The 18899-nt window shown below is 41.6% G+C and carries 18 protein-coding genes; 10 read left to right on the top strand and 8 right to left on the bottom strand.

Translation table 11 applies throughout. The features are described 5' to 3' along the window. Window positions 1-170: 170 nt before the first annotated feature. The 3 genes from ABMY35_RS19265 (at window position 171) to ABMY35_RS19275 (ending at window position 1310) form a co-directional block, all read left to right on the top strand. Window positions 171-428: a hypothetical protein gene (locus tag ABMY35_RS19265; protein ID WP_349287703.1), complete on the top strand. Its 258-nt coding sequence runs from the start codon at window positions 171-173 to the stop codon at window positions 426-428. Between the two features lie 115 nt (window positions 429-543). Continuing rightward, window positions 544-750 (top strand): hypothetical protein, encoded by a 207-nt coding sequence (locus ABMY35_RS19270; RefSeq protein WP_349287704.1) that lies wholly within the window; start codon window positions 544-546, stop codon window positions 748-750. Between the two features lie 146 nt (window positions 751-896). Next, window positions 897-1310, top strand: coding sequence for a Fis family transcriptional regulator (locus ABMY35_RS19275; RefSeq protein ID WP_349287705.1), 414 nt, complete (start codon window positions 897-899; stop codon window positions 1308-1310). A 63-nt stretch (window positions 1311-1373) separates the two neighbouring features. On the opposite strand, the gene ABMY35_RS19280 is transcribed toward ABMY35_RS19275, so the two are convergent. Further along, a complete protein-coding gene (locus ABMY35_RS19280; protein ID WP_349287706.1) occupies window positions 1374-2057 on the bottom strand; it encodes an NAD(P)H-dependent oxidoreductase in 684 nt (227 codons plus the stop codon). Window positions 2058-2187: 130 nt separating this feature from the next. Between ABMY35_RS19280 and ABMY35_RS19285 the strand changes: the two genes are divergently transcribed. The 6 genes from ABMY35_RS19285 (at window position 2188) to ABMY35_RS19310 (ending at window position 7508) form a co-directional block, all read left to right on the top strand. Continuing rightward, complete coding sequence (locus ABMY35_RS19285; RefSeq protein WP_349287707.1) at window positions 2188-3036, top strand: LysR family transcriptional regulator; 849 nt, start codon at window positions 2188-2190, stop codon at window positions 3034-3036. Window positions 3037-3083: 47 nt separating this feature from the next. Beyond that, complete coding sequence (locus ABMY35_RS19290) at window positions 3084-3692, top strand: DUF998 domain-containing protein (RefSeq protein WP_349287708.1); 609 nt, start codon at window positions 3084-3086, stop codon at window positions 3690-3692. A gap of 9 nt (window positions 3693-3701) precedes the next feature. Continuing rightward, complete coding sequence (locus ABMY35_RS19295; RefSeq protein WP_349287709.1) at window positions 3702-3911, top strand: hypothetical protein; 210 nt, start codon at window positions 3702-3704, stop codon at window positions 3909-3911. 6 nt (window positions 3912-3917) lie between these two features. After that, the gene (locus ABMY35_RS19300) at window positions 3918-4529 is read left to right on the top strand and encodes an HAD-IB family hydrolase (protein ID WP_349287710.1); all 612 of its coding nucleotides are present in this window, start codon (window positions 3918-3920) and stop codon (window positions 4527-4529) included. A gap of 82 nt (window positions 4530-4611) precedes the next feature. After that, window positions 4612-5619: a prolyl oligopeptidase family serine peptidase gene (locus ABMY35_RS19305; protein WP_349287711.1), complete on the top strand. Its 1008-nt coding sequence runs from the start codon at window positions 4612-4614 to the stop codon at window positions 5617-5619. Window positions 5620-5876: 257 nt separating this feature from the next. Further along, entirely contained in the window at window positions 5877-7508 is a 1632-nt protein-coding gene (locus ABMY35_RS19310; protein WP_349287712.1) for a methyl-accepting chemotaxis protein, read from the top strand. 1159 nt (window positions 7509-8667) lie between these two features. Here ABMY35_RS19310 and ABMY35_RS19315 read toward each other — a convergent pair. Genes ABMY35_RS19315 through ABMY35_RS19335 form a run of 5 tightly spaced genes read right to left on the bottom strand, consistent with a single transcriptional unit; the run spans window position 8668 to window position 13930 of the window. Further along, window positions 8668-9903 (bottom strand): ABC transporter permease, encoded by a 1236-nt coding sequence (locus ABMY35_RS19315; protein WP_138566325.1) that lies wholly within the window; start codon window positions 9901-9903, stop codon window positions 8668-8670. Next, window positions 9900-11090, bottom strand: coding sequence for an efflux RND transporter periplasmic adaptor subunit (locus tag ABMY35_RS19320; protein ID WP_349287713.1), 1191 nt, complete (start codon window positions 11088-11090; stop codon window positions 9900-9902). The genes ABMY35_RS19315 and ABMY35_RS19320 overlap by 4 nt, the downstream gene beginning before the upstream one ends. Continuing rightward, a complete protein-coding gene (locus tag ABMY35_RS19325) occupies window positions 11087-12268 on the bottom strand; it encodes an HlyD family efflux transporter periplasmic adaptor subunit (protein WP_138479115.1) in 1182 nt (393 codons plus the stop codon). Before ABMY35_RS19325 ends, ABMY35_RS19320 begins: the two co-directional genes overlap by 4 nt. Next, complete coding sequence (locus tag ABMY35_RS19330; protein WP_349287714.1) at window positions 12261-13259, bottom strand: HlyD family efflux transporter periplasmic adaptor subunit; 999 nt, start codon at window positions 13257-13259, stop codon at window positions 12261-12263. The genes ABMY35_RS19325 and ABMY35_RS19330 overlap by 8 nt, the downstream gene beginning before the upstream one ends. Continuing rightward, window positions 13256-13930: an ABC transporter ATP-binding protein gene (locus tag ABMY35_RS19335; RefSeq protein ID WP_349287715.1), complete on the bottom strand. Its 675-nt coding sequence runs from the start codon at window positions 13928-13930 to the stop codon at window positions 13256-13258. Before ABMY35_RS19335 ends, ABMY35_RS19330 begins: the two co-directional genes overlap by 4 nt. Before the next feature lie 243 nt (window positions 13931-14173). On the opposite strand from ABMY35_RS19335, the gene ABMY35_RS19340 reads away from it, so the two are divergent. Then, window positions 14174-15190 (top strand): hypothetical protein, encoded by a 1017-nt coding sequence (locus tag ABMY35_RS19340; protein WP_349287716.1) that lies wholly within the window; start codon window positions 14174-14176, stop codon window positions 15188-15190. Window positions 15191-15271: 81 nt separating this feature from the next. Here the strand turns inward: ABMY35_RS19340 and ABMY35_RS19345 are convergent, their stop codons facing one another. Together ABMY35_RS19345 and ABMY35_RS19350 are read right to left on the bottom strand one after the other, a co-directional pair. Next, on the bottom strand, window positions 15272-17080 hold the full coding sequence (locus ABMY35_RS19345; protein WP_349287717.1) for an alpha-amylase family glycosyl hydrolase: 1809 nt from the start codon (window positions 17078-17080) through the stop codon (window positions 15272-15274). Window positions 17081-17153: 73 nt separating this feature from the next. Next, window positions 17154-18791, bottom strand: a complete 1638-nt coding sequence (locus ABMY35_RS19350; protein WP_138566319.1) for an alpha-glucosidase family protein — start codon at window positions 18789-18791, stop codon at window positions 17154-17156. Window positions 18792-18899 lie beyond the last annotated feature (108 nt).

An 18899-nucleotide genomic window follows, 5' to 3' on the forward strand; every position in this document is an offset into this window, starting at 1 on the left:
TGGCGATCTCAAAATTAAGACCCTTTCTTCTACTGCCTTTTGTAGGCCTAGCAAGCGCCTGTTTGTTAGGCTGTGTAACCAAAAGTAAAGTGCATGTCATTGCCCCTTCGTGTTCATCAGATGAACTCACAAGGATTTACTCTGCCTTAAAGGAGGTTAAACAGATAGTTGTGATCAAATCTGACGCTAAGCTGCCAAATGGCATGCTTCATAATTCGATTCTTACCCCAAAGCTAGTGAAAGATTTCGAAGTAATTGAAGATTTAGCAAGTGCTCTGACTTTGCATGGGTTCGAAACACATATTAGCTATATCAACAAATTTAACCATCGCTATAAAGATGAACACATTGGTGTGTATATTACTCACTGTAATCTTGCTACCGCACTTCAAAAAAACTCTCAAATTAATTCGCAAATTGCAAAATAAGTTTCAAAACGAAACTTAAAAGTTTCGTTTAACTAATAATCAATAAGTTACAATTGGCACACACTCTGCTTTACCTATAGTGTGTAAATTAAAGATGAAGTAAAGAGGAAGCGCCATGTATACGTTAACTACTTATCAAAACCTTAAAGAACTATTTCCTGAATTAAATGCACAACTTTTTAATAGCTCACACGATTATCGCAAACAAGTGCTTGAGATGGTGGCTAAACAAGAGTGTAAATTGCATGATTTAAACGAACAATTCATGGGTGAAAAACATGAAGCGTCTCGCGAAGAGGCCTGTGTATTAGGGTACAACTGATGCAAAACTATTTAATAACCTAATAGCCAGAGTAATGTTATTTATATGTGCACACCCTGGCTTTGCCATTTTTCACAACCACAGGATGAGATTACAACAATGATATAACTCCTATGATTAGCTTTGCCTATATAATTTGATTTCAAATGGCTTTTAGCCCTGTATACTTCCCGCCTAAATCAATCAATGTGGTAGAGCAGTTCAGGTATTTTTCTATGCGTAAATCCGACAAAAAAATAGACAATCAACTCAGAGAATCTCTCACGCAAGTATGCGATGTAGCGCTCAAAGATATTGAAGGGTTTCAGTGGCTTACTCATCAAGCTAACTACTCAGATTTTCCAAATAGCTTAAAGATCACCTGTGTATTTGATACAAACGAACAATTGAATGACTACTTAAACTCGTCACAGAATGCATATTTACTCGATCTTATCAGTAAAGAGTTAAATATGATGAAGTTAAAAATAAAGTCAGTGGCTAAAGTGGTAAGTTACGACTCGGAAGAAAACTGCCTAGCTGAACATAACAGTAATTGGGCTAGAAGACTAGGTAATTAGGAAGCTAGGTAACTAGGAAGCTAGGAAGCTAGGTAACTAAAAACTAGTTACCAAAAGCTGAAATCAATTTAAATTCACACTTTTCTTTTCAGATAAAACGCAGGCAATAGCACTTAATTTCTGCAGTGCCATGTTCATTGAATTTGTATGTCGTTCGTCTGCAAATTCTTGATATTCAGAAGCGACTTCGAAAACCTGATCAACCCCCAAATATTTGCTCAATGTGCGAAGATGCGGCACTAAATGACTATGCGCTTCGTTGATACCACCTTTTTCAAAGCCAAATTCACCACTTGAAGTAATAATAATCAAAGCCTTCCCCGACATTAACGGCGCTAAAGGCTTATCGCCACGGGCTAAGTCAAAATCAAAAGTCTCATTAATACGAATGATTTGATCAAACCACGCCTTGAGCTGTGCAGGCATACCATAGTTGTACATAGGCGATGACATTACGATCACATCCGCTTTTGCAAGCTCAGCAATATACGTATCAGACTGAGCCAAGATTTTCTGTTGCTGTGCCGTTCTGCTAGCCTTTGGCGTAAACACCGCACCAATCCAATCTTGCGTAATAAACTGCGGTGGGTTCACTCCTACATCTCGATACATATACTCATCTATGTGAGTTTGCTTTTTCAGCTCTGAGATAAATCTTCTTGCCAGCTTTTTAGAAATAGAATCATGATCAGGGTTGTCATTAGAAACCGCTCTTACGCTTGCATCTATATGTAATACAACACACATCTTTTTGTCCTCATTGGTTTGATTTGAGTGCCATTTTTGTCACTTTTTGATACTTAAACAAACGAGTAAAAAACATTTACAGATGAGTTAAACTTATCTATTTTACTTTTTTAAGTTAACAATAAGCGCTATGCACGTTTCATTACCCGCACTAAAAGCATTTGAGTCGGCAGCAAGACTGGGGAGCTTTAAATCGGCAGCCACAGAGCTGGCAATTTCACCCACAGCTGTTTCTCACCACATAAATAACCTTGAGAAACGACTCAATGTGAACTTGTTTACTCGTGAAACAAGAAAAGTCACGCTCACAGCTGCAGGAAGACAATTGGCAGAAGCCACAAACCAAGGCTTTAACATCATACAAGCTGGTATTGATAAAGTGACGGCGAAAGACAAATTGATCAATGTCGCAACCACCTCATCCTTCGCCGCTTTAGTCCTTATTCCAGCGCTACACCACTTTTATCAGCAATTCCCTGAGATAACTGTCAACATCACCAGTGGTGAGCAACTCACAACCGATAACTTCACCTTACCCGTTCGATTTGGAATACGTGAACAACAAAACAAAGCAGATATCATCAAGAGCGAGCAATTTAATTTGTTTAGTGCGCCGCATATCACAGAGAAATTCAGCAACAATGAAAGCGTGACCATTTACACCACCAAGTGGAAAAACAACGCTTTTCCAAAAGCCCCATTTGAAGACTGGCTTACCCTTAATGCATTGCAAGACAAACACGTTGTCGTTAAGTATTTCGATCAAGAACTGTTTGGCATTCAACAAGCCATGCTCGAAAGCGCCTATGTGTTTTGTTCAAAAACACTCACTCAAGGATACCTGCAAGCCGGACTACTTAAAGAATTGAACACCCAAGCTATCGATTCTGCCTTTTGTTACTACATCGAAAACAAACAAAAAAATACCACTAGACACACCCATATGTTCATCGAATGGTTAGACAATCTCATGCTGTAATGGAACAATAAGCACCGAGTAAACGATGAATTAAGGAGAGTTATCAGATGCTTGAACAAGTCATGTCTTTAATGGGTTTAATCGCGTCAATTTGGTTAGTTTTAGGTGTGTTTTATGCTGCAAAGCTTTACCCAAACTACAATCATAGTGAGCAGTTTTGTAGCGAACTTGGTGCCGTTGGTAGCCCAACACAAAGGTTTTCTCCGCTTATTAATAACTACCCGCTCGGTGTGCTGTTTTGCCTCTTTGGTGCGTATGTATTTAACTTAGAACCTAATATATGGCTTCAGCTTACTGGAGTATGTATTGTCGTGCATGGTCTAGGCACTTGGGTTGCAGGCTTTTTCCCTATGGATGCAGATCCTTATACCAAAGCGCCGAGTCGTGACTGTAACATCCATTCGTGGGCGGGCTTATTTATGTTGCTTTCACTGTTGCTAGCCCCCATATTCATGCTCATCGCGCCGCTCTCTGCCATTAACAGCATCGCTTTTAAAGCTTTTTCACTAATCAGTCTTATTGCCACCATATATACTCTCATGTTGATGAAAAAAGCCTATGTTCAGAAACAAAAAGTCGGGCTATATCAGCGTATTTCTTATGGCACGCAGTTAGTTTGGTTGAGCATGTTCTCTTTAGCCATCTCTTTTAGTTAATAATCAATAATGAAGCAATCTTTCGAAATTAGCCGTATACATACGCCGTTAGGTATATTTAGAGTGTCAGGAAAAGTGTCTGATCGAAACGATTTAGCAATATCGCAACTAGAGATCATGGGTACTGATGGCTGGCTGTTTTTAGATATTCAATCTAAAAAGGTCGTCAACCTAATTAAGCAACTGGAGCCGCACTTGCTGGCTCATTTACAGGGTTAAGCCCTTATGACTGAAAAATTGAGTAATAAGAACTTAGCCCTTTTTGATTTTGATGGCACCTTAACCGATGCCGATATGTTCACTAAATTCTTAAAGTTTTCCGCGACAAAAAAGCGCGCTTGGTTAATTAGGCTGACATTACTTCCTCTTTATGGATTTTATAAACTGGGCCTTTTCCCAGCGCCAACTTTGCGAAAATTAGCAAGCTTTGTTGCTTATAAAAACAAGCCCATTAGCTTCCTGTGCCCTATTGGAGAAGAATTCGCGCTTACGGTGATCCCCAAACACCTTCGCAAACAAGCCATTGAGCGTTTGCAGTGGCACTTACAACAAGGTGATACCGTTGTTGTGGTTTCAGCCTCTCTAAACCTGTACTTAGAGCCTTGGTGTAAGTCACTTAGTATTGGGCTAATTTGCAGTGAGCTTGCGATTAAGAATGATAAATTTACAGGGCTTTATCTAAACGGAGATGTGAGCAATCACATTAAGGCTGAGAGAGTAAAATCAATGTTTAACTTAAAGGAATTTAAACGTATTTACGCCTATGGCGACACCCCAGAAGACCATGCACTTTTATCTCTCGCCGACGAACAATATATGAATTGGGTGAAGCAATAATCTAAACTAAACCATGTTTTTCATTGACTTAAGTCGTCATCAAAAGATATTTTAGGTACAAACAAGAATAAATGGATGTTCAATGCTAAAACCTCTTATTTTAACTGCAGCCCTATTTTCTTCTATTAGCGCACTTGCAGCCTCAACAATTAACAACCAACAAGTGGAACAACAAAAAAGTTGCTTTAGCGGTCGCTTTGAAACTTATGCTATTTGGCGTGGCATGATTGAAAATAAAATCAAAAGAAGGGTGACTGAACCTCAGAAAATCGCTCAACGCATGAAAGTGTTTGATGACCGCTTTGGTGAAGAACAATTTAATGCTTTCAAAGATAAGCTCGATTGCACAAACTTTAAATACAAGGTCGACGGTAATGATGTCTGGGGTTATGTCATCAAGCCGAAAGGTTCTGTGCAACTTTTACCAACCTTAATTTATAACCGAGGGGGTAATGGTAACTTTGGGAGTGTGGTGTTTGGCGCCATGATAGCGAACCTATTTCCAATTGCCGAACAAGGGTTTGTGATCATTGGCTCACAATATCGAGGCACATTCAGCAAAGATGATAACCTCGACCAATTTGGCGGAGAAGACGTTAACGATGTATTAGCTCTGCTTGATTTGATACCTCATGTAAACGGGGCAGATACCAATAGAATTGGTATGTTTGGCGCGAGTCGAGGCGGTATGCAAACACATTTGGCCGCTAAGCAAACTTCAAAAATCAAAGCCATTGCGACCATTGCCGGTAGCGCCGATTTAAAAGCGGGTCTTGAGATACGCGCCAATATGGAAAAAGTCTATAAAAACCGAATTCCAAATTATGCACAAAATAAAGACCAAGAACTGGCAAGGCGCTCGGTATTAAATTGGGTAGATACTCTGCCAAAAGACAGGCCAATTTTGCTGATCCATGGTGAAAAAGATAAGCGCGTATCAGCTACTCACTCTGAGAATTTAGCAGCCGCACTCAAAAAACATAAAGTACCGCACAAGTTAGTGTTATACCCTGAAGACAATCACTTTTTAGAACGCTCTAAATCACAAGCCGATGCTGAGATTGTCAGCTGGTTTAAAGCCCATTTATAAGATAAAAAGAGGCATAGATCAGAACTTAGTTTATGCCTCTCTTACCTTTCTAATCTAAAACCATTACTAATTTTCACTTTCATTTACATTAACTGAATAATAAAAAACTGATGTTTAATCAGGTTTTTGCATATAAAGATCCAAAAAGTAATAACTCATTAATAAAAATAAATCTCATTATTGCACCCTTTTAGGGTAAAATCCTCACTCACAGCCATTTCATTAACAATATACATACAAAATGTGAGGTCATTGTTTTGAACATCAACCGCCTGCTTGGCAAAGTAAAAGTTGCCAATAAGCTGCGAATCTCTATTGCTATCTCTATCGCAATTATAGTGGGGATCCAACTCTCTGCTGCAAACAAACTGAAAGACACAATGACAGCTGAAAGACAAACAAAGGCGATTAGCCTTGTGGAATCTGTCAGCTCTCAATTGAATGCCATTGCCAAATCAGCCAACCTAACCGCTGAGCAAAAACAGACACAAGCAAAGTATTTGATCAATAACACCCGTTTCGGTGAGTCAGGCTACTTTTTTGTATTCGACAACCGAGGTGACATGGTTGCTCACCCGATTAAACCCGCACTCAACAACCAATCAATGACAACCCATGTAAAACCATTTATTCGTAATGCTTTTACACAATTTGTTGATACTGCAGAACAATATGGTCAGGGCTTTGTCACCTACCAATGGCCAAAACCAGGGTCAACTGAACAAGAAGAAAAGGTGTCGTATGTACAAAAACAGACACATTGGAATTGGGTAATTGGTACTGGCATTTACCTAACAGATATTCAAGAGACCTACTACCAAACCTTACGCAGCATTCTTATTGAAATGTTGGTTTACATCGCAATATTACTGATTGTTTCACAATATGTAGCACGTAACATCACAAAGCCATTGAATAAACTAACTCGCACCATGACTCAAGTGGCGAATGAAAAAGATCTGACAATTCAGCTAAAGCATCAGGGTAATGATGAACTATCTGAAATGGGACGCGCCTTTAATGAAAGTAACGTCCAGTTTAGACATGTGCTAGACAATATTAACGAGAATACCATGTCGTTAGCGTCTCAAGCCGAAGAACTATCTGTAGTAACTCAACAAATTAAAACCGGCATTGTTGAACAGCATCAAGAAACTGCGTCAATACAAGACAAAGTCAGCCACCTAAACGAATCGGCCCAAGAAGTCTTTCAACAAACACAAAGTGCGCTTGATAACGTGGAGCATGCTGGTCAGTTAACAGCTCAGAGTTTAAAACACATTAATGACAACGCTGTCTCAATCAATGAAGTGGCTGAACGAGTAGATAGTGCAGAGCATGCGGTGAAGGAGCTACAAAATAGCTCTGATAAAATCACCGAAGTACTCGATGTTATTCAAAAAGTAGCTGAGCAAACCAATCTACTGGCACTCAACGCCGCGATTGAAGCTGCTCGCGCGGGTGAACAAGGCCGAGGCTTTGCCGTTGTAGCTGATGAAGTTAGAACGCTTGCAATGCGTACCCAGCAATCAACAGAGGATATTCAGGCCATTATTAACCAACTTCACACAGGGGTAAAAGCCACTGTTGATGAAATGGTAATGTGTAAACAGTCTGCTAATGAAGGCTTATTAATAAGTAAGCAATGTAATGAGACGTTACAGCAAGTAGATGGCGCGATGCAGGCTATCCAGCTTTCAAACGCCGAAATTGCCGCGGCCGCACAGTTGCAGTCTGACAACATCGCTGTCATTGCAGATAACATGGCCAGCATCGCAGCAGTTTCAGAGCAAACCGAAACCGGTGCTGAACACACCCATGCAGCCAGCCAGCAGCTCAGTGTTATGTCGCAAGAGTTAAGTGATTTAGTAAGAGAGTTTAAGGTTTAAAAATGTGAAAGTCAGAGCGCGATATATGTGAAGTACCGCCACTGACTGCAAAACAATTTTAACTTGAAATGTAAGCGCGATTTTATATCGCGCTTTTTTTGCGCAGGGTAAACCAGCGCCTACAGGATTAGTTAGCTCTGGGACTTTAGGTAAGTTCGTGTTGTAGGTCGGGCTTCAGTCCGACAAAATATTCAAACCATGGCGACATAAAATACCCGACATAAAGTCGGTGCTACCGGAGCATAAAACTTTGTCGCCGTAAACGAAAACTACATTCAAAAAACTAAACAGGTGATTTCTGTAGGGGGCGATTTTATATCGCGCTTTTATGCGCAGGATAAACCAGCGCCTACAGGATTGGTTAGTTCTGGGATTTTAGGTAAGTTCGTGTTGTAGGTCGGGCTTCAGTCCGACAAAATATTCAAACCATGGCGACATAAAATACCCGACATAAAGTCGGTGCTACCGGAGCATAAAAACTTTGTCGCCGTAAACGAAAACTACATTCAAAAAACTAAATAGGTGATTGCTGTAGGGGCGATTTTATATTGCGCTTTTATGCGCAGGGTAAACCAGCGCCTAAAGGATTGGTTAGTTCTGGGATTTTAGGTAAGTTCATGTTGTAGGTCGGGCTTTAACCCGACAAAATATTCAAACCATGGCGACATAAAATATCCGACATAAAGTCGGCGCTACCGGAGCATAAAAACTTTGTCGCCGTAAACGACGACCTACATTCAAAAAACTAAATAGGTGATTGCTGTAAGGGCGATTTTATATCGCGCTTTTTTACGCAGAATAAACCAGCGCCTCAAGGATTGGTTAGTTCTGGGATTTTAGGTAAGTTCATGTTGTAGGTCGGGCTTTAGCCCAACAAAATATTCAAACCATGGCGACATAAAATACCCGACATAAAGTCGGTGCCACTGGAGCATAAAAACCTTGTAGGCGCGATTTTACATCGCGTTATTTTGTGCAGTATAAACCTGTGCCTACAATAATTAGCGTGTTTTAAAGTATTAAAATAATTCCGATAAGTTATGAATAAGCTTAAAAAACGCAGGCACATTTCTGCACCTGCGTTTTGTGTCTTTAACTTTAAGCTTGTTGCTTTGAGTTCGCTAACCCACCCTATCGAACTAGCTAACTTCACTTAAAATCAATCACTTTGCAGTGCTTCTATCGGATCAAGTTTTGACGCTTTAATCGCTGGGTAAACACCAAATGTCAAACCCACCAATGCACAGATGCTGAACGATAAAACGATGGCGCTGAGCGACCAAGACACAGCCCACTCTGAATAGAAGGCAATCAACTCAGATAAAGCGATACCGAAAAACACCCCAAGCAAACCACCTAAGATTGAGATAGTAAAACTCTCAGTAATAAATTGAACTTGAATGTCTTTTTGCGTGGCACCAATGGCGCGCAGTAAGCCGATTTCTTTGGTGCGCTCTAGCACTGTTGCCAGCATGATATTCATAATACCGATACCGCCCACCAGCAGTGAAATGCCTGCCACACACGACATTACGATATTAAAAATTTGCTGGGTTTGTTTTTGCTGTGCTAATAACGCTGCAGGCACAATCAGCTTGTAATCATCAATGTCATTATGACGGCCCTTGACCAGTGCATCAATGGCTTGTGCGGCCATCACTGGACTAAAGCCCGGCTCAGTTGCTAGCTTAATACGCGATATTTCTGGGTCGAGTAATTCACTTTTAAAGCGGTGAATGGCTGTTTTTAACGGGATAAAAATCTGGTTTTGTTCGTCACCTAGCTTCACCCCTTGAAACTCTTTCTTTTTCAAAAAAGGCGCTTCTAAAATACCTACGACTTCAAACCACAGATGGTTAATTTTGACTGACTTGCCTACCGCATCACCAAGTGGAAACAAGGTTTTAGCGGTATTGGCACCGAGCAGCGCCACTTGTGAAAAGTGTTGTCCGTCTTGCTCGTTTAGCAAACGACCTGCACTTAAATCGAAATGTGCCAGCTTAAAGTAGTTTTCACTGACTCCCACGGCTTGGCCTTCAAACTTAGCGTATTCACTGAATACATGGTAGGTTTCGACCACTTTCTCTGCGGCAAAATCAGTGATAAAAGGCAAGGCCTCAACGGCGACTTTACCATCATTGAGCGACAGACCATCTGAATGTTTACGTTGCTCTCTGAGCTCTTCTTCTTCAAAATCTTTCGCTTCAACAATGACATTGTTAAGGCCCATAGAGTCAATCATTTTCAACGCTTCACGCTGAGCGCCCTCGCCAATATTTAGCATGGCGATTACGGCACCTACACCGAAGATCATGCCAAGGAGTGTCAAAAAGGTGCGTAGTTTATGTTGCTGTAGCTGCACTACAGCATCTTTAAATAAGCCCACTAGATTCATAATTTGCCCTCCTTATCGACCAACGCAATCACATCTCCCTCTGAGAGGCCTTGGGTAATTTCAACATGGCTTAAGTTACTTTGCCCCAAACTCACAGGGGTTTTGCTATAACCCGACGCCGTTTTAAGTTGCACATACGCACCGTCTTCATCGGCAAATACACTAAACTTAGGCACAACCAGTTTTTCGGCTGCTTGGTTGGCAATAATATTGGCTGTGACTTTTAGACCAGGTCGTAAATGTGCACCTTGTTCATCAATACTGGCAGTCAACTCATAGTACTTTTGCGGGTCTTGGCGTTTGATTGACTTTGGAAAGGGCGCAAGCTTGGTCACTTTGCCAGTGAATGTTTTGCTCGGATCTGAGATCAAAGAAAACTCCAGCGTTTGGTCTTGCTGCAAGTTAATAGCTTCGCGCTCTTTCACGAATAGTTTAATTTGCATCACTGAGATATCCGGTAAACCCGCAATTTTCTGGCCCGGCCAAAGTGTTTGTCCAGCTCTTGGTTTTTCGCCGCGCCAGTTCACACTGTGCGTTAACAAACCATCGTGAGGGGCAACCACTTCTAGTGATGACAAGTTACCATTGAGCATATCGATTTTGCTTTGGTGCTGTTGACTTTGCATATTTAAGAGATCTAATTCACCTTGGGCACTGCTATTAAATTGCTCTGATTGCCAATTAAAATAATCTGTTTTGGCATTTAGGTAATCAACCTTTTGCGCCTGCTCTAAAATATCGAGTTTGGAGATGATGCGTACATCATCAATTGAAAAGGTTTCAGCAAATTGCTTTTCTTCTTCAACAATATCAATGTCATACCCTAGATGCTTTCTTCTTGTGTCAATCTCAGTATTTTTTCCAGACAAGTCTTGTGAGACCTTGTCGTTTGAAAATTCACTTTCACGTTTTTGCTTACTCATGACACGACCGTCGAATCTCGCTACCACTTCACCCTTTTTCACTTGCGAATATTCAGGCATTAACCATGCGAGCGTTTGTGGACCACGAGACGAAGCGGGCGTACTGATCACAGTTTCTGTTGCTGCGATTAATTCACCCTTTGCCTCAACATAGTTCTTAAATGGCGCTGTTTTAACCGCATAGGTTAATTGCGCATCAACTTCTGCCGGTTCTGAGCAAGCCGTTAGTAATAATGCACTGATCACTATCGCTAAATATTTCATAGACGTACCTCATCTCCTTGTTTTACTCCCTCTGTGATCACAGCAAAGCCATTACTGATATTACCGACTTGAACAGACAGTTTATCGCCGCCTTTTTCTATCACGTAAGCGCTGGCTCGCTCGCCACTTGACTGCTCATTGTGCAAGGCCGAGATAGGCACAACTAACACATTTTCAATTTTATCTGTGGCGATTTCTACCCGAGCAGTTAAGCCTGGACGCATGATCGCAGCATCAATGTCATCTAAGGTGATCAGGGTATCAACTATGCGGCGTTTGTCTTGTGGTGACTTCTCGCGAAAAGCACTGCCAATGGTAGTAATTTTACCTGAAGTAATGAGCGGCTCGGGGCCATCTATGGTGACTTTAACATGTTGATTAAGGGCAATACGGCCAAAGTCTGCTTCATCTATTTGTGCTTTTACTTGCATGTCTTCTATTACTGCCATTTCAATAACTGGCTGGCCAAATTGCACACTTTCACCCACAGTCGGCTTTTCACCACTCGAATTACTGTAATACATTACAATACCATCCATAGGGGCTTTGACTTTAAGCCTTTCGATGTCTTGCTTTAGTGCGTCTACTTCGGCCTTCAAGCGGCCTACTTTTCCTTCAGCCAATCGAATATTGAGCTCTTTGGTTTCTTTTTGAAACGCCAGTTTTTTTTGTGCCAGCGCTAGGTCATTTTTAGCAATGGTGAAATCTATCTGCGCCTTGCGCTTATCGTTGTCTGAAAGCGAATCATCGTTAATGTCGGCTTTACGCTCAGCAATATCAAAGTTCATCTGCGCTTCGGCAAGGGCTAGTTTAAGCTCTTCTTGGTTTTTAATTTCTAGTGCTTTTTGGTTCTCAAGTTCTTTGACTGCACGATCATATTCGCTGTTTTTATCAATTAAGCGATCGCGAACAGGTTTGTCGTCAAATGCCGCGACAACCTCACCCTTTTTAACTTGCTTGTTTTCAGGTGCTAGAAACTTCACCTTGTATTGCCACATGCGAGCAATGGAAGGAGGCGCAATCAGCGACTGCTTTGCTGACTCTAGTTCACCATTGGCCTGTACAGCCAACTGAAAACTGGTTTTCTCGACAGTGTGATAATCAAATTCATCACTGCCACAGCCTGCTAATGATAAAGCGACAATACTGGCTATTACGCCTAATTTAAATTTATTCACTTTGGCCTCCTTGTAAACGCACACGCCCAGTCATACCCGGCAGTATTTTTAGCTTTTGTGTTTCATCAAATGAGAAAACAGCACGATAATAGGCGTCTTTCCCCCATTCTTTACGTTCTTCAGGTTGTGTCGATAAATTAGTTAACTTGGCTGTAATAGGTGCTTTTTGGTAGGCGTCTAGGGTCAAATTAACGCTTTGGTCAAGCGTAAGGTGCTTATAATCAATTTCATGTACCCAAGCCTCAAGGTAGAGCCCTGTCATCGCTGGAATTTCTGCAATTTTCCAGCCTGGTTGTGCCGTCGCACCCGAAAATAATTTAGAGCCATACCAAGGGTGATTTGCATATAAGATCGGGCCTTGATTGGTTGCCTTATGGGTTAAGTCGTTTAAGCGTTCTCGGTTTTCTTTTAAGTTAATTTGTAAACGTGCGATTTCAATTTCTTGTTTACGAATATTCACCTGTGCTGTGGTTTTTGCTTCAGCTAGACTGGCTTTAGCTTTGTGTTTTTGGATCACCGCTTGCTCAAGTTTGAGCTGGTTTTCTTCGTAGTCGAACACGCTGACATGACTTTTCGGCACCGCGGCATCTATCTTCGCTTTTTCAAGTAAGAGCTCTGCGCGCGTTAACGCAAATTCAGCTTCTAAAATCGCCTGCTGACCTTTATTCTGCTGCCTTTTTAATTCATCTTGCGCATTATTAAGACTCACTTCATCTTGCTCTATGGTGCTGGCGATTGAGCCGCCTTCGAAAACCACCACCACATCGCCGGGCTTCGCCACTTCGCCTTCTGGCAACATCCATTCAATTTGCACACGCCAAGTATCACTTTGTGGCGAAAAGAAAGTTTGGCTATCACCGGCCTTGATTTCACCTGTGATGAAAATGCTTTGAACATCCTCTGCATAGCTATTAGCGCTGAGCATTGAGCTTGAAAGCAACATAGCCAAACACAATGGTTTTAATGTGCATCGTTTTAAATTAGCTTTCATCGGCGGCTGTCCTCTATTTTCACACCATCTTTCATTCGGATAATACGTTTTGCATACTCGGCAATATCGTCTTCGTGAGTCACCATCACAATGGTGTGCCCTTGATGGTGTAAGTCACATAGCAGTGACATAATTTCGTGAGAGGTTTTGCTATCTAAGTTACCTGTAGGCTCATCGGCAAAAATGACTTTTGGCTCATTCACTAGGGCTCTAGCAATTGCCACCCTTTGCCTTTGACCACCCGACATTTCATTCGGTTTGTGCCCTGCTCGATGATCAAGTCCGACTTTGGCAAGCATGGCTAAGCCTTTTTGCTTAGCTTCTTCTGGTGAAGTCTCGCTGTAACGCAGTGGCAGGGTGACATTTTCAAGTGCACTCAAGCGGGTTAAAAGGTGAAAGGTTTGGAAAATAAAACCGATACGCTCGTTTCTTATTTTTGATAAGTCTTCATCGCACATATCTTGAATAGACTGACTCGACAAAAAGTATTCACCCTGTGTCGGTGTATCAAGACAGCCTAAGATGTTCATGAGGGTTGATTTTCCCGAGCCCGAAGAGCCCATAATGGCAACAAATTCGCCCTCATCAATGGAGATAGAAACATCGTTTAACGCGGTGACTCGCGTTTCCCCATTGCCATATTCGCGATATAAGTTCTTAACTTCAATCACTTGCTACAATCCTTGATTATTATTTTTATAAGATATTCACCGTATACAATGTGAACAACTGAGTCAACTATCATAAGCGACTGATTTTAGTAACAATAAATCAAACTGTACCGATTTACCAAAAGTTAACTTTATAGTAAAAAAAGCGTTACCAATGAAACATAAAATGCAAAACAATAATGGTTACATTCCAAACCTGTTTCCACTATAGTAACTTTCAGGTTACGGAAAACAGTGATTGTTATGAGAAAAAGTCTTATATTTTTAAGTGTTTGTCTACTTGCCGCCTGTAGTAAAGAAAGTAAACTTGAAGAAAGTTACTACCAGGCTGAAGTACAAAGAGATCACCAAAGCCAATATCAATTCGCGCAGCAACTTGTTGAACTCGGTGAGACATCGTGGCAACAGCGAGCACACCAACACAAAACAGCCATTGATAAAGTCACACAATCACAAGCACACCTTATCCAGCAAGATCTGATAACGGCATTTAATTTAGCCGCTGAAGCTAAGAAATTAGACAATTCAATGGTGGCCGACACTGTTCTTAAACAGATCCTCAGTGACGACGCTTTACAAAAGTTAGTTAAAAGCACCTATACCTTATTAGACAAGCACTCTGCATTAATTTCACAAGGGCAGCAATTGCTAAGTGAAGCACCAATAGAATGGAATATCATTGAGTTAAACGAATTCTTATTTCAACTAAATTCACTGATTCAAAACTCAGAAAAAACAATTGCATTATCGCCTTGGCAGCAAAGCAATCAGGTTTACCATTTAATCACATTAAACACACAGCACATTGAGCAACTCAAGTTACTGCAACAGCAGCTTTTAAACAGGGTTAAAACAGCAACCTGTGATGCGCTCTGCGCTGGCTTAAAAGCTAACCTAAAAGACGCACAGAAAAATATTAAGCTATTCGATGAAGTCGCAGTAGAAAGCATGATGGCCTTTCCATTTGAGCAACAGCTTAAAAAATCAAGAGAATGGTTAGAATTAAACAATAATATTCGCATCACACTCGAAGAAGTCGATACAGTTCTTGGCGAGCATTATAGGGCTTACTATAAATCTTTACTTAGAGCGGTCAGAGGCCCAAAACATGATCAACAATATTGGCAATTTGCCGCTGAGGATGTCGACAGAGTAAGCAATGTCGAACAAGTCGAAGACGTGAGTTTTATTGCCATCGAGCTCTCGGCGAATTTAAAAACATTCTTAGAAAACTATGAACAGCTTGCGTTTTTGAGATAGCTAACTCAGGCAATGAAAAAAAGCCCCATCAGCATAAGCAAATGGGGCTTTTTTCGGTGTGATGAATTGGCCTTTATTTGGTTAATCTAGCTGATAAACGCTAAATCCAAGACCAGCTACTTGGCCTTTCTCACCTTCAGCTGATTGATAAATCAGTTTCGCATTTTCACTCATCCCAGTCGACTTAATACTCTGAGATTTCGTGCTGGTATTAAAGATAACCGCTAGGTTTTGCTTACCTTGCTCACCCTGATACGCTCGTTTGATGGCGAATAAGCCAGGCTCATCTTGTGAGAATAGAATGCTTTGCTCACCCTGACGTAGTGCGATATGCGCTTGATATAGCTCAGCATATTCAGCAAAACGCTGATAGAACAGGTGCGATGTATCAAAGTTGTCATCAGCTGTGGTTTTATCTGTGGCTAACAGGTCATCATCGTTATAGGTTTTAACCAATGATGGCATCATGTTTTGTCTTGAATCTTGGTCGCCACCGTCACCCACAAAGCCTTGCTCATCACCGTAGTAAATAACCGGTACACCACGGCTAAAGTACATCAATGCATGGGCTAATAGAGTACGTTCAACCATTTCGCTTTCACTATAGTTAAACTCGCTGCTCTTTAAGCGATATGCAATACGGCCCATATCATGGTTACCCGTAAAGCTCACAAGGTGATTGGCATTAAAACCATCTTCATGCTTGTATAAATGATCTTTCGCGAAAAGCTTTGTCAGTTCACTTGTGCCTTTTTGATTCACCACAACCGCTTCAATACTGCCTTGCAGTGCAAAGTCGAGTACCGATGGCATTTTACCTTCAGTTAAGAAAGTACTAAGTAGTTCTGGCTCAAAGCTATACGCTTCGCCATACATCATAAAGTTGTTGATACCTAATGAAGCAGCATGATCCATCAGTGCCGGCGAGAACTGCTCCCAGAATGACATGTCTACGTGTTTTACTGTATCAATTCTAAAACCGTCAGGCTTGAACTCGGTGATCAGGTTTTTGTAGATGTCGATCATGCCATCAACCACTTTTTGTTGTGTGGTGTCGACATCGTCTAACCCTGCAAAATCACCTTTGATTGAGCTTTCGCCAGACCAATGTGAGTCACCTTGGTTGTTATACAAATCAATGTCATTTAGCCAAGCGGGTACTTTAACGTCTTCTTCGCCTTTAGGGATCAGTGGCTTGTAGCGCTCGTTTTCTGGTGTATTGCTGTCTTTAAATTGACAGCGTTCACCTTCAACCAACCATCCTAGGCCATCTTTACCATGGCACTGTTCGTATTTGATCACGTCAGCCGTGTGGTTTGTGATGATGTCAAAGTACACTTTGATATTGCGTTCGTGCGCTTGGTCAATGAAGTTTTTAAGCTCAGCGTTTGATCCCCAGTGCGGGTCAATCTCGGTAAAATCTAAAATCCAATAGCCGTGGTAACCCGATGTATCGGCTTGCATTGCACGGTTACGTAGTACTGGCGTTAACCAAATCGCGGTAATACCCATGTTATCTAGGTAAGGCAGCTTTTTAGTTAAACCTGCTAAGTCACCACCGTGATACATGCCTTTGTGAGTAACGTCTAAACCACCACGTGATAGCGCACGTTTAGTGTCGTGTTCAGCTGCGCCCATATCGTTACTCGGATCGCCATTGTAAAAACGATCAGGCAATACAAAGTAGAATACTTCATCACGAAAGTCTCGTTGCTTATATGGTGTCAGCTTAGCCGCTTTACGTTCAAACTGTTCAACGCTGGTCGCTGCAACTGCGGTATTCGCCTGCACTGCTGACTCTTTTGCCGTATTCGCTGATTGGCTACACGCTGTAAGACCTGTCGCTAACATCAGCGATAAGGCAATTTTATTCAGTGGTGATTTAAACATAGGATCTCCTTTTTATACCAATCTTCTATATTAAATAGTCTTTTTAAAGGATTGGTATCATGCTTACTTTCAATTAAGAAAGCTTTGCATAAACGCTCGCAAACGCTGGCATTTCTAAGTTGTTGTCATTCATGGTCGCAGTCACAAGTTTGTGATCTGTAATAAGTGATAGCTCACTTACGCCTAACTGCTCAAGGCTGATTGTTTGCGCTTCATTACTTAGGTTAAAACAGACTAAAAGTGTTTGGCCATTGTAGCTACGTTTAAACGCAAGAATTGGCTCTGGCGTTTCAATAAATTCAATGTCACCGTAAAGAATAGCTTCGAAGCCTTTACGCCATGCACTGAAATGACGGTAGCTATTTAGTACTGAGTTTTCATCATGTTCTTGGGTATCTACTGCGGTAGTATAATGCGCTTCAGGCACAGGTAACCAAGGTTTAGTAGTACTAAAACCTGCATTGTCTTTTTGGCTTTCCCAAGGATGTGGAGTACGGCAACCATCGCGGCCTTTGAACTGTGGCCAGAACGTAATGCCATACGGGTCTTGTAAGTCTTCGTAAGCAATTTCAGCTTCAACTAGGCCAAGCTCTTCACCTTGATAGCTACAAACGCTTCCACGCAGTGATGAAATCATCGCATACAACATTTTCGCGAGAGTAGCATTGCCTTCAGCGTTTTGTGTTCTGCCCCAACGGCTCGCAACACGAATAACATCGTGGTTCGATACAGACCAACATGGCCAACCATCCGATACGCGTGCTTCTAATGACTCTACAACTTGCTTAATGTAGCTTGCTTTAAAGTCATCTGTTAGCAGGTCAAAGCTATACCCCATGTGAAGACGCTTATCACCTTGTGTGTACTCCGCCATGGTTTTTAATGAATCTTCAGACGAGATTTCACCAAGTGCGACTGTGCCCGGGTACTTGTCTAATAGTGCGCGAATGTCTTCCATAAAGCCCAAGTTTTCATCTTGGGTATTGTTGTAATAGTGATACTGATACGCATACGGGTTCTTTGAGTCAAAACCGATATTGGTACGCAGCTCTTGCGCTTTAGGCGGGTTGTCACGTAATTGTGCATCATGGAAGCAGAAATTAATCGCATCTAAACGGAAGCCATCTACACCACGTTTTAGCCAAAACTCAATATTATCAAGGGTTGCTTGACGTACTTCTGGGTTATGGAAGTTAAGGTCTGGCTGACTGGTTAAGAAGTTGTGCAGGTAGTATTGTTGACGGCGCGGTTCCCACGTCCACGCAACACCACCAAAAATCGACATCCAGTTATTTGGCGGTGTGCCATCTGGCTTAGCATCAGCCCATACGTACCAATCAGCTTTGTCATTAGTTTTATCTTCACGACTTTCTAAGAACCAAGCATGTTGATCTGATGTATGACTTAATACTTGGTCAATCATGATCTTAATGCCACGGTCATGGGCTTTGGCGATCAGCTCATCAAAATCTGATAACTGACCAAATAGTGGATCGATATCGCGATAATCGCTGATGTCGTAACCGAAGTCTTTCATAGGAGATTTAAAGAATGGCGATACCCAAATCGCATCTACACCTAAGCTTTTGATGTAGTCTAATTTTGCGATGATACCCGGAATATCACCGATACCATCTTGGTTGGCATCATAGAAGCTGCGTGGATATACCTGATAAATAACGGCGCCGCGCCACCACATTTGTTCTTTCATTTAAAACCCCAAAGACTCTTCATCATCGCCCTACACCTCATTTTGTTCTCAGTGTCACAGCTTAGTGGCACTTAGTTTTAAAAGACCCGAGGCATAATCGGATAGTCG

The sequence above is a fragment of the Pseudoalteromonas sp. BZB3 genome, from assembly GCF_040104455.1.
Lineage (GTDB): Bacteria > Pseudomonadota > Gammaproteobacteria > Enterobacterales > Alteromonadaceae > Pseudoalteromonas.